Source organism: Telluribacter humicola (assembly GCF_017355935.1).
Classification (GTDB): Bacteria; Bacteroidota; Bacteroidia; order Cytophagales; family Spirosomataceae; genus Telluribacter; species Telluribacter humicola.
In genome coordinates this window covers 371,781-383,941 of sequence record NZ_JAFIQT010000004.1, presented here as the reverse complement: position 1 = coordinate 383,941, position 12,161 = coordinate 371,781, and the positions used below count along the sequence as shown (strand labels likewise).

Genomic DNA, 12,161 nt, shown 5'->3' with positions numbered 1-12,161 from the left:
ACCCAGCGATTCGATCTGTGACTTGATCAGGTAAAGTCCTAACCCTTTGCTGTCTGGGCGATCATGGAAGCGTTGGTTAAGGCCAAAGAGATGATTGCAGTAGCGCTTCAGGTCCAACCCTATTCTTATCCTGAAAATGGAGCCATACTTTGTCCTCCTGCCTCTGGCTTATTATTGTTATCTGTAGCTTTCGGGAAGCGGAGCGGAATTTAAGCGAATTAGTCAACAGGTTCATAAATATACTCACTATGTACGTCCTATCCAATAGGACAAGAGGAGCCTCCTGATCGTTAAAATGTGTCCTGGCATCTGCCTCCTCGATAGGTATCCTGATCTGGTTGTAAACCTTGTTGAATACATCCCGCAGCTTTACATTCTCCCTGGTAATTGAAGGATTACCCTTAATGATCAGGATGTTGATAAGGTCATTGATCGTATCATTCAATGCAAGGGTGGATGTCCTGAATCCCTCAATGATTTCGATCAGAATGGGGTCGTTAAATGTATACCCATTCATCATGTTCAATAAGCCTATCAGGTTCGACAGAGGAGCACGGAAGTTATGGGTAGTTATGTAGGAAAATTGCCGTAGATCGTGGTTAGTTTTTGTCAGTTCACTGATTAGTTGTTCACTCTCCTCTTCCCTCGGTTTTTGCAGAGTAATATCCTGCATGGCACCAATCATTCGGATAGGTGATCCTTCCTGATTCCGAATTATAAAACCGCGACCAAGCACCGTGGCGTAGGTATCATCTGCTTTGAGGAAACGATATACAGCCTTCCACTGTTCTTCTTCCGGCGAATCGATCGCTTGTCTGATACTGAGGGTCAATGCCTCTTTATCTTCGGGATGTATTCGTACACAGTCATACCCGCCACTCATTATCGAGAATAAAGAAACCATCTGTTATACTTTCCAGGCTGTTAATGATCTTTTGGCTGTAAGCCAGTACCTGTTCTTCCGCTTGTTTCTTTTCGGTGGCATCGCGGGCTAAGCAAAACATAACGTTTTCATCCGGGTCCCATCTGGCTGACCACAGTATAGGTACCACACTACCATCTTTACACCTGTACCGGTTTTCGAAGTTCCGCATGGCTTCCCCGCTCATGATCCGTGAAGCAGCCTCTAAGGTCAGATCTTTATCATCTTCGTGAACCAGATCAATATACCTGGTTCCTGCTAATTCTTTGCGGTCATAGCCCCAAACATCCCGGCAGGCTCTGCTTACCTGGATAAACCTTCCCTCTACATCCAAAGCACAGATTATATCTAAGTATTTTCTGTTTCTCGCGCAGTGCCTTCTGTACTATTTTTTCGGCTATTTTCCGATTAGTGATGTCCAGATGAGTGACTACTACTTCCGTTATTTTTCCCTGTACATACACCGGGTTGACGTAAGCCCTGAACCAACGCTCTTCGGAAGGAGAGTGACATGGATAATCCATTCGGAACTCAGTGATGTGTCCGGCCAGGACCTCCTCGATACCATCGGCCAGCCGCAGAGCTTCTATTTCATAGGACTGACATCACACGTCCAGGTAGTTGGCACCGATATAACCGGTAATGGCTCCATTGTTTCCCAGACTAAAAGATAGCCATCGCTCATTACCTGAAATAATCTCTCCCTTTTTATCCAGGATAGCTATGTTGGCAGGCAGGCTGTCCAGTATCATTCTGTACCTTTGGTTGATGGCCTGTACGTTCTGGCTGCTTTCTGCGGTAAGGTTTATTTGTGTACTTTGTGTTAATTCAGTAAAGGTCACCACTACACCGGTAGCTATACCGTACTCATCATAGACTGGACTGTAGTTGAACATCCACCGTTGATGAGGTAGCGGTTGGTCAGACCATAGCGGTAGTACTACGTCGGTACTACTGGTAGCTTCACCACTAGCTAGTACCTGGTCAAGTAATGCTTTGAGCTGAGGCCATTCGTCGGGCCAACTAGATGCGGCTGAGGTACCTAGGGACACAGGTGAACGCTCATTTCCATCTGAGAAGGAATAGTACGAATCGTTATAGTATACTCTGTAGTTCTCCCCCAAAATAAAAGGGAGGGTACTTTGGAGTTCAAGAGATTAGAAAGTGCAATCAGCAGCCCCAGAGTCCAGGTATCATTACTACCCAGTGGCATTACCGATCAGTCAGATTCACGAATACTGGCACCTGATTTCCCACCGCCCTGCAGGAAATTAGTATGTAATGTTTTCAAAAAAGGAGGTAATGAAATATATCAAATTATAATATAATCTTGCAAAACAGGATTTCTGAAAATATGACTTTTGTCATAACTGGTAACTGACTGTCTATAAAGTTGCAGTTTAACGCAATGAATCAGCTTCTAAATATACCTGGATATGTCAGTTCAAAAGTAATGCTTTTGACTAAGTTGTAAGCTGTATATATTGAAGCGGATTGTCGCATACTATACACTTTATTGGCAAATGTTATATTTACGCAATGAAAGCATCTTTGGAGTACCCGGCACAGCAGATTGTTCCTAAGCAGTAATGATTATATGAATTTAAAAAAGTATTTACTGTTTCAGTTGGTACTGGGGGTAATGTGCTACCTGACCAGTTGCAGGTATATGTCTTATACCTCCAGTAAGGCCGGGGTATGGGGTGGAATAGTTATGCTGGTCGTTGTCATTATCATTACGGTGTACATAGTAGCCAAAACCCTGACTAAACGGGAGTAAGTCAGGGCTTTGAATATCAGGTTGTTTCTTCGCTCGTTTATTTATTTACATTCAGTTTATACGGATCGATGCTGCAAAGGCGGGTTCTGGACAACTTCCTGGTGGTACATTCGGTCGTAATAATCAGCTACCATACGCTCCGAATCAAAATAGGGAAGTACGTCATCCAGGCTGTTTCTCATCATGGTTGCCCACTTATCTGGTGTCTGGTAGTACATGGGTAGTACTATGTTTTCCAGCAGGTCATACAGATGAGTCGCATCGGCGGCATCCTGTTCAACGTAAGGGGACTGGTAGTTAGTTGTCGGAATGACAAACCCATTGATACCATTCCGAGCAAACTCAGGGAACCACCCATCCAGTGTCGACAAATTGATAGCTCCGTTCATAGCGGCCGTCATTCCACTGGTACCAGATGCTTCGCGGGTGACCCGTGGAGTATTAAGCCATACATCAGCACCCTGTTTGAGTTGCCTGGATAACCGCAGTTCGTATCCGGTCAGAATCGCACAGTTGGAGTACTGCTTACTGATTTCAACAATCCGGTCAAACGTTCCGATAGCGGTATAGTCGGTTGGATAGGGTTTACCGGCCCAGATAATCTGAATCGGAAACTGTATATTGGTAACCAGTCGGTGGAATCGTTCCATATCGTGCAGGAGCAACTCCGGACGCTTATACCCTGCAAACCGCCGCGCCCACACCAGCGTTAGTACATTGGGACTAAATATCTTACCGGTCTGATCGGAAACTTCTTCCAGCATGGGCTGTTTCATAGCCTGCTTGCGTTCCGCCAGCAGTGGTATCTGATGTTGTAACAGGTGCCGGTACAGCTCCTTATCTGCCCAGTAATGGTGGTCCTGAGCATTGGTAATAGCAATGGTAGGACAGAGCCCAGAATGTTGTTTGTAGGTACGTCTGACGGTTTCTACGTGCATTCTGGATACCCCATTGGCCATAGAAGCAAGCCTGAATGCAGCCAGGGTATGATCAAATACTGGCCCGGTTTGCTGGGTTACACGTAATACATCTTCAATAGGTACCTGCCCAAAAAAGCTCATTCGATCCAGTACATGGAGGTCTGTTTTCTGATTGCCTGCCTCCTCCGGTGTATGATTGGTAAATACAAGTTTACGCCGGACTACCTCCCAGTCGTTATGCTTTTCATAGAGGGCAAAGGCGGCTGGTAAGGCGTGGGATTCGTTAAGGTGGTATATTTCAGGAGTCAGCCCCAGTTCATCCAGTAGTTTTACACCCCCAATTCCTAGCAGCATTTGCTGGGCCAGCTTTGTTTCAGGATTAGCATCGTAGAGCCGGTGTGTGATGGTGCGCGCCAAATAATCATTTTCAGGAAGATCAGTAGATAACAGAAAGAGCGGTGTGGTACCGAAATGTTTTGGATCAAGGTAGTAGGCCGTAACCTGTACGGGAGCCCCGTGGACTATAATCTGAAATGTTACGTTGGTAGGTTCCAGAAACTCATAGTGTTTCTCTACAAACGAAGATCCCATGTGTTGATCCTGCTGGCGTGTCTGATCGTAGTAGCCATACTTCCATAGTATTCCAATTCCAATGGTGTTCTGAAGCAGGTGCGCTGCACTGCGCAAATGTGAACCAGCCAGGTACCCCAGTCCTCCTGCGTAAATCTTGAGAGGCTGATGTATCGCATACTCCATACTGAAATAGGCGACCCGCGTAGTATATTTAGGATCGGGTATATAGGGGTGTGCATAGTTCGTCATGGGGAAATGCTGCTTAAGAAGTGATTGTTTATATGTTGAATACCAAAATACTACGTAGTGCCTGCCAAAACTATCTGTTACCGGCTGGATCCGTTGGCAAAACTGCCCCTTTACGTGCAGAAGCAAACTGATCCCTATCAGTTCCAAAACTGACAGTTGTCCCTGCAATACAGTACTTACTGCTGTTTCATTTTGAATGACTAAGCTCATGTATTGGACCAAACGACCATCATAATTAGTCTTGGAGGGCACTACTACCTTTGCCTGAAACCAACTACTCCCATGGCACAAACAATTCTCGTAACTACTGATCTCTCTGCTAATTCAAGGGCAGGTATACGGTTTGCCATTCAGCTGGCATCGCAGACAGGAAGTCCACTGATATTTCTGAATATTATAGAAGAGCTGAAAAATCCGTGGCCCCCTCAGAGTTTTACCAGTAAAGCGGTACAAAAGCACCAGGAAAAGCTCAGCCAATTTGTGGAAAAGGTATACCAACAAGCTGGTGTTACACCAGGTCATTATGAGTGCGTGGTAAGAGGAGGGGCTCCTATCGACCGGTGTATAATAAATTATGCTCTGGAAGAAAAAGTAGATTTTATTTGCATGAGTACCCATGGAGCCGGTATAGTAAAGAGACTGATGGGTACTTTCACCTCTTCCATCCTGGCCAATTCACCCATTCCCGTCATTGTGGTTCCTGCCAGATACAGGAGAGTACCGGTATCTCGTCTGCTGTATGCAAGTGACCTTGAAGATCTTGGGCATGAACTGGATGCCGTAATAGGATTTGCTAATTCATTCAATGCAACCGTTTCAACGGTGTACTTTGATTACAGCCACCAATACGAGGCAGCTGAGCAACTGATCAGCCAAGTCAATATGAATGAAAAAGTGGGTTCTACTACTTTCTCGCTGAAAAAAGCTACGCTGGAAAAATCGTTACCGCAGCACCTTAATGATGAGATAAGCAAAAGGAAGCCTTCAATGGTCGTACTTTTTACGAAGCCTAACCGTGGCTGGTTTGATCGCCTGTTCTGGCCTAGTAACTCAGCGGAGTTGTCGTTTGATACACAGGTACCACTGCTGGCATTCCGAAAGAGAAAACTGTAAAAATGGTACTAATGGGTTAGCGATATGCTAGTCATTGTCAGTGGATGTATTGGATGCTCCCTATTAATATGTTATCAGCAGGCAAATCAGCTTAAATATGCTTCACCGTCTCACCTTAAACTCTTACTACCCATGAAAGCATTAAAGACAATACTCGTTCCGACAGACTTTTCATCGGCTGCCCTGAATGGGATTCGATATGCTGTGCAACTAGCTACGCTACTGGATGCTTCCATCATATTGTACCACACGTATTCTCCAATCAAAAGTAGCTTTTCCCCCGAGGCCACTCAGGACGAAGAGAATAGAGAACTGGAAAGAACCCTGTTTAACAGCCTGAACTCCATCCGTGATGAGATCGTACAGAATGGTAGTCGTGTGCCGGTAAGTATATGTCTGGATAGAGGTCATGAGAGGAATCAAATCACGAAGTACTGTAGCGGCAACGCTGTTGACCTCATCATCATGGGTACCACCGGAGCTACCGGGGCCAAAGAAGTATTGATAGGTAGCTTTACATCGCATGTAATAAGTACAGCAGCCTGCCCGGTACTGGCTATTCCACCTGCTTTCGAATTCAAAGCTCCCAAGACACTACTTTACGCCAGTGATTATAAGAGTACCGATTTTCCAGGTATTCAGTATACAATTAAGCTTAAAGACCAGCTGCAGGCGGAACTGATTATGGTTCATGTGGTGTATAGTCTGCTTTTTGCGGCTCAGGAAGATGAGCTTTTCGAAGCGTATCAGGCCAAACTTGCTAAGCTACTGCATCTGAATGTGGCAGAGTTACCTTATCACCTGGTTCAGGGGGAGGATACAGCCGGTACATTGCTGCAGTATGCCGTGAAAGAAGGGGCGGATATGCTGGTGATTTCCCAGTCAAAGCACACCAACCTGTGGGATTGGCTGTTTCACAGAAGTATAACCAAAGCAGTAGTACATCATGCACTTGTTCCTATTCTGGCATTCCCTACGGATTTTCTGGATTTACTGCCTGTACCTGAGCATACTACGGAACTTGACAAAACTGTAGCAGGTCTATGACACACCATTAAATGTAGTTTAATTACAACATGGGTCTGGCAGCTATACATGCTGGCCCTACTTCATACCAGACCTGAGGCGGATAGATCTACCAATCGATCTATCCGCCTCAGGTTTTTCTTTTGATTGATTAGTAGTAAAGCAGGTTTTAGGCTAATCACGAACTACCAGTAACGCTAGCTAAAGAACAATTAATGGCTTGAAATTTGCTCTGCAAATAGCATTCAAAACGTTCAATCCACCTCTATCTGTTCATTTTTCAACCACATCTTTTATGCGCACTATCTTTACCCAAGCCTTATTATGTTTGCTGGTATTGGTGTATTACGGTTGTATACCCCGACACCTTGATCCTACCCGCACCGAAACTCCGGTACCTATTCAGGATCTGATAGTAAATGAGAATTTTGATTTTAAGTCTACCCGGGATATCCAGCTGAATATCAAGGTAAGTAATCCATCCCTTGCCGGCGAGCGTTTCCGGATCAATGTGTACAACGACCTGCCTACAGTAGGTGAGGTACTGGCTTCGGGTATTACAGCCTCTGACCAGACCCTTAGGCTTGAGTTTAGAGTACCGGCCCCCCTGACTGAACTATATATTCAGAAAATCAACGGCTACGGTGCCTCAGAGATAAAGAAGGTAAAAACCGAAGCCTATATTTCTGCTGATTTTAAGACTAGTACTCCAACCGTGGCTTTACGGATGCAGGCTAACTCTGGCCGCGACTGTACTACGGGCGTAACCCGAACTGTTGCCAACTCTAAAAACAACCTTACTATTAATGGCGGTGAAGTAGTTAGTGTAACAGGTACCTACACCGGGACCATCACTGTAAATGGCGGTGAATTACGTATATGTGGCACCGCAACGGGATTAAAGATCAACTTAAATAATAACAACGGGAAAATCTATTTTCTGGAAGGCTCAGTAGTAGACTTACTGGACATCGTAGGTAATACACCCAGTACCAAAGTGTATAACTACTCACAATCCCTTACACTAGCGAATAAGATCTCTATGGGGGGATCTTTTGAAAACCATGGTAAGATGGTTGTCAACGGCAACTTCACGGTTAGTAACAACAATAGCAATACTTTCATCAACAATGGAGATCTGCACGTAAAAGGTACCTTTAGCAACAACCGTCATTTTGTAAACAACAGCATCATGACCGTTGATGATAAATACCAGGCAGAGGGTAGCTCGGTCAACGAAAACAACTGTACCCTTTTTGTGGGCGAAGAACTCAAAACAAACAATAACTTTATTAACCGTGGCTACATCAAGGTAGATGGTGAAACTACTATTACCGGCAACAGCAGTATGACCCTTGCCGATGGGGCTATGGTCTACACCCGCGATATCAATCTAAACGGTACGATCACCGGTAGTGGCTCCGGTTCAGTCGTGAAAGTATCCGGCCAATCCAAACTGACCGGCAGTGCTGCTCTGACTGGTAAGGTCACTCTTTGCGATGCAAATGGTCTGGATCAGAATAGCTCCCGGATCGCCAGTAGTTATTTCAGCTGTTCCAATACTTTTCTACCCAAGTCAGGTTGTAATCCGGAAGGTTTTGGTACTCCTACTGTTGTAGATACCGACAAAGATGGAATTGCCGATCCACAGGACGATTATCCTACTGACCCCAACCGCGTTTACCTGAGTTATTACCCATCGGCTACGGAGTGGGCTACCTATGGATTTGAGGATCTATGGCCTGCGCAGGGCGACTATGACTTTAACGACCTGGTCATAAACTCCCGCATCACACGTGTATTTAATGCTGATAACAAGATCGTAGAGCTTCGCAACCAGATCGTTATTCGTGCCATTGGCGCTGCTTTTGAAAATGGCTTTGGGTTCCAGCTCGATGGTGTTAGCAGCAATGAGATAGCTAGTGTGAGTGGGTATAGCCACACCAAAGGGTACGTGCAGCTGGCTCCCAACAAAACTGAAGCGGGGCAGCCCAAAGCGGTCATTGTAGCTTACGACTCGCCGGAGCCACTGATCAAACGGGCAGGAGGTTCTATGTTCAATACCGTAAAGACTAATCCCGCAGGAACACCAGGTCAACTTGATATTGTGGTGCGCTTTGCAACCCCACTGGATCCGTCCAAGGCCAGTCAGGAGAAGATTAACCCTTTCATCATAGTAGACGGTAAGCGTGACCTAGAGGTACATCTGGCTAATTATGCGCCGACGGCTAAGGCCAATACCAGTCTGCTGGGTACGCTCAAAGACACCTCAAAACCCGACATAGGTCGCTACTACCGCACTGCCAATGGGCTCCCCTGGGCGATAGAACTGCCGGTAGAGTTTAACTATCCTATAGAGCAGGTACCTATTACATCAGCGTATTTATTTTTCTCCGAATGGGCTCAAAGCGGTGGTGCACAGAAGAGAGACTGGTACGAAGACAAGCCCGGTTATAAAGGACAGTCAAAAACGTTCAGATAAGATTTTAATGACTGCTGTTTAAGGGAAGCGGCAGATCCAACGCAATAGCCCTACTATCCTCAGTTGTAATTTTAATCAATAGCAGCTGAGGATATTTTTTTTAGCACCCTTATCTGGCTGATATACAGATCCAATAAATATCCTTGGAACAGATTTTTACGGTTTTAAGGAGGAAGCATGCTAAAGCATGTTTTCTTGTGGTAGAATATAGGGAGCCAGTAGCCTTTGGTTGCGGGTTCCCTTTTTACCAAGAGAGTACACTTGATCCCCTAAGACAAACCATCTATACTTAACGGTTATTGGTAGTGAGTCACCAAGGCAAATTTATAGATATAATTGTGCAGGTGCCGTTGAATACTTATTGTAAGATATTCGTCTGCTATTGAGCTTGGTAGGGGGGAAGAGTGTAGCTGGAGGGACAGAATGTCTTGGTTAACCAACACATTCAACTAACGTTTAGAGGCATGTGCTGGTTAATCTGGCTGCATTCGATATAGCTATGTATATCGGCTTATTTTACTAATTGCTTTTGATGAATCTGCTTATGCAGCGACTGTACAAAAGGGGTATATTCTAAAAGAGTCTCTGGTTTGGGTACAAAATCTGCTGCACCTTTCGCAAAGCACCGGTTTACCGTGGTATTAAGGGTTGAGCAGGAAGTAACAATTACAGGTACTTTGGAATAGACAGGGCTAGCATTGATGTAATCAAGTATATCATATCCATTTTTTCCGGGCATGTTAAGGTCCGACAGGATTACATCTGGTAAAGAAGTACTGTTTGTTTCAAGCCACTCAAGTAGATCATCTCCATTGGTAGCCTGCCAAACCAGCTCAAACAGACCGGAGCCTTCAAATCCTTGCTTCATAAAATAGCGTTCATCCTCATCATTTTCAACAATTACAATTTTAATCTTCTTCATAATACAAGAGGGTGATGGTTATTATTTTTCTATGGCTAAGCGTGTGATATATTCAAAGACTAGAGGTAGGACAAAGATAAGTATAATAAAGTAAACAAAACTGATCTGCCATGGACGAGTAATGAGGCTCATTACAATTACCGTTGTAACGGTATATTTATATACGCTATGCACATGAATGGGAGTCGCAGACTATACATTATAAAGTCAATAACCGATGGTAAGGCCACTAATCATATACTTCCTTTTATGTCGATTGGGCTATCAACAATGTAGTAGAGTGATTACTCCAATATCAACAGGAGGTGCATGAACTATTTAGAAGGCGAACTATACCATCAATGGAATAAAGTACTAACATGGTTGCAGAAAATAAGGTGTCTCAGCCTCCACTCGTTGAGTTGGGGACAAGACACCTATATGAGATACTATTTTTACCGCGCTATTTGTATAGATACATAGCTGTTGTAGTTTCAATAATCAATATAAACATGTGATTAATCACGCTTATAGCGGTCAGTCCAGGTCTTTCTGATGCGTAGGTGTAAACCCAGTGCATCGTCAAGTAGCTGCCCTCTGTCCCAGGCTACCGCACCACTCACATTTACCCCATCCAGAAAAGCTAGATCTGCTCCAACGCTCATATATGCCGATAATTGGGGTAGTAATGGCTGAAAAGCAGCATCGTATGTACCTGCATTGCGCGAGTAAGACACCTTTCCTAAAAAATTCACAGCTTGTGACAAACGGCCTGCTGCCCCTATGTGCACGGCCTGAACCCGATTATTACTGGTAAAAGCCCCGCCAGCAGCTGGTAAACCTTGTCGCAGCTCCTCATTGGCTGTTATAAAGGGAGTACCAATGGTACGCCCGTAGTAAGACCAGCCGTCACGGTACTGAGCATGGTTAAAGTAGTTGTCCCGTCCGCGTAGCTTAGCCGGGTAATCCTGAAATACAGCTCCTCCCTGGCTCATAGTATGCAGGTACTCCACTGTCAGTTTTTGTAGTACGAAGCCCTGCCGATAACGGCGGCGATTTTGCCAGCTGAGGCCGTTAAGTCCATCGATAACGCTAGTCATCAGAAACAGAGAACCATCTTCATACACGCTTTGTCGGTAAAGCATCAGAGAAGAACTAGGCAGCTGTATTTCCAGGGCGCCATCCAGCGTCCCCAGATGATTACCTACTCTGTTCCCCCCGTCAAAGCTGTTGCCAAACTTTAGAGAGTCACCCCTCACGCTTTTGGCTGATACGACATATAGATAGGCAAGCATACTTCCCGGTAGTTCTCCGTCCGTAGAAAAGAAGGGTGAGCGTCCTCCCCACTGTACCTGGTGGTTGACACCCCCGTAAAGCCTTATCCGGCTATTGGCCTTTCCCAGTCTCACGTACAGTGATTTTTGGTGCAATCGAGCCCCGTCAACAAATGGTCGGGAGCTTTCGAAGAAGCCGTGAGAGTAACTTCCCTTAACACCTATGAATGAGCGGGCGGGCCAGTAATCAGGCAGACTCAGTTCCAGCTTAGGCAGAGGCAGGGCATTGCCAGACCAGATATAGGAACCCGAAGAAAGCAGCGTATCCATCAGACCTACCACTTCACGTCGGCGTCCCCCGTACAACTCCAGAGGGCCCACTCGCATCTTGGCGTAAGCCTGGGGCAGTAACACTTGGGTATGACTACTTGATGTGTTAAGTAGTACTTCAACTCCGTAACCAAAGTCAGGCTTGCCCCAGGTTGTAGTTACAGGCCTGGAACGATAACCAGTATGGACACTTCCATGCAAAACTGCCGCAACGGGACCTTTCGGGGCTGTACCTTGCTGATTGGCTCTGAACCAGAAGGGTAAGTTACTGCCGGTTGTGTGAGCGAGGTAGGTGCCGGTTTCAACCTGAAAGCGGGTGGTGCGCCAGCCAGCCTCCGGAGCCTGAGTCTCTTCTTTGTCTTCTGGGGCCGCCTTAGTTAGAACAGGCTTAGTAGTAGTAGAAAGCGTATAGCTGGGAGAAGCGGATTTTTGGACTCCGGTAAAGTTGAAGTCCTGCTCTTTAGGCTCCTTTTGAAGCTCCTGTGCCTGTGTTGTCAACGACAGCATACTCACAATCAGCAGTACATATCTATTCATATTTTTCTTGATAAATATGGTATGGGGAATTCCATAGGAATTCCTGGATAATGA

General features: G+C 45.4%; 9 protein-coding genes. 3 read left to right on the top strand and 6 right to left on the bottom strand.

The annotated features are described in order from the left end of the window. Positions 1-76: 76 nt before the first annotated feature. From JUB14_RS19510 to glgP, 4 genes are all read right to left on the bottom strand, one after another. Positions 77-904 carry a PAS domain-containing protein gene (locus JUB14_RS19510; RefSeq protein ID WP_207508490.1) on the bottom strand — a complete coding sequence of 276 codons (828 nt, stop codon included), beginning with the start codon at positions 902-904 and terminating at the stop codon, positions 77-79. Then, on the bottom strand, positions 867-1,265 hold the full coding sequence (locus tag JUB14_RS19505; protein ID WP_310586169.1) for a PAS domain-containing protein: 399 nt from the start codon (positions 1,263-1,265) through the stop codon (positions 867-869). The genes JUB14_RS19510 and JUB14_RS19505 overlap by 38 nt, the downstream gene beginning before the upstream one ends. A gap of 262 nt (positions 1,266-1,527) precedes the next feature. Further along, positions 1,528-1,974, bottom strand: coding sequence for a PAS domain-containing protein (locus JUB14_RS19500; protein WP_207508488.1), 447 nt, complete (start codon positions 1,972-1,974; stop codon positions 1,528-1,530). 784 nt (positions 1,975-2,758) lie between these two features. Further along, positions 2,759-4,444 (bottom strand): alpha-glucan family phosphorylase, encoded by a 1,686-nt coding sequence (glgP, locus tag JUB14_RS19495; protein WP_207508487.1) that lies wholly within the window; start codon positions 4,442-4,444, stop codon positions 2,759-2,761. 282 nt (positions 4,445-4,726) lie between these two features. Here glgP and JUB14_RS19490 point away from each other — a divergent pair, with 282 nt between their 5' ends. The 3 genes from JUB14_RS19490 (at position 4,727) to JUB14_RS19480 (ending at position 9,065) form a co-directional block, all read left to right on the top strand. After that, positions 4,727-5,557 carry a universal stress protein gene (locus tag JUB14_RS19490; RefSeq protein WP_207508486.1) on the top strand — a complete coding sequence of 277 codons (831 nt, stop codon included), beginning with the start codon at positions 4,727-4,729 and terminating at the stop codon, positions 5,555-5,557. 132 nt (positions 5,558-5,689) lie between these two features. Beyond that, a complete protein-coding gene (locus JUB14_RS19485) occupies positions 5,690-6,604 on the top strand; it encodes a universal stress protein (RefSeq protein ID WP_207508485.1) in 915 nt (304 codons plus the stop codon). Positions 6,605-6,878: 274 nt separating this feature from the next. Continuing rightward, positions 6,879-9,065: an LruC domain-containing protein gene (locus tag JUB14_RS19480; protein ID WP_207508484.1), complete on the top strand. Its 2,187-nt coding sequence runs from the start codon at positions 6,879-6,881 to the stop codon at positions 9,063-9,065. 511 nt (positions 9,066-9,576) lie between these two features. Here JUB14_RS19480 and JUB14_RS19475 read toward each other — a convergent pair. Together JUB14_RS19475 and JUB14_RS19470 are read right to left on the bottom strand one after the other, a co-directional pair. Beyond that, positions 9,577-9,987, bottom strand: a complete 411-nt coding sequence (locus tag JUB14_RS19475) for a response regulator (RefSeq protein ID WP_207508483.1) — start codon at positions 9,985-9,987, stop codon at positions 9,577-9,579. A gap of 497 nt (positions 9,988-10,484) precedes the next feature. After that, positions 10,485-12,107 carry a capsule assembly Wzi family protein gene (locus JUB14_RS19470; protein ID WP_207508482.1) on the bottom strand — a complete coding sequence of 541 codons (1,623 nt, stop codon included), beginning with the start codon at positions 12,105-12,107 and terminating at the stop codon, positions 10,485-10,487. Between the last annotated feature and the right edge of the window lie 54 nt (positions 12,108-12,161).

Excerpts from the sequence above, each read along its gene's own strand:
- JUB14_RS19480 (WP_207508484.1), top strand. The coding sequence starts at position 6,879 with ATGCGCACTATCTTTACCCAAGCCTTATTATGTTTGCTGGTATTGGTG.
- JUB14_RS19490 (WP_207508486.1), top strand. The coding sequence starts at position 4,727 with ATGGCACAAACAATTCTCGTAACTACTGATCTCTCTGCTAATTCAAGG.
- JUB14_RS19485 (WP_207508485.1), top strand. The coding sequence starts at position 5,690 with ATGAAAGCATTAAAGACAATACTCGTTCCGACAGACTTTTCATCGGCT.
- JUB14_RS19475 (WP_207508483.1), bottom strand. The coding sequence starts at position 9,987 with ATGAAGAAGATTAAAATTGTAATTGTTGAAAATGATGAGGATGAACGC.
- JUB14_RS19510 (WP_207508490.1), bottom strand. The coding sequence starts at position 904 with ATGGTTTCTTTATTCTCGATAATGAGTGGCGGGTATGACTGTGTACGA.
- JUB14_RS19470 (WP_207508482.1), bottom strand. The coding sequence starts at position 12,107 with ATGAATAGATATGTACTGCTGATTGTGAGTATGCTGTCGTTGACAACA.
- glgP (WP_207508487.1), bottom strand. The coding sequence starts at position 4,444 with ATGACGAACTATGCACACCCCTATATACCCGATCCTAAATATACTACG.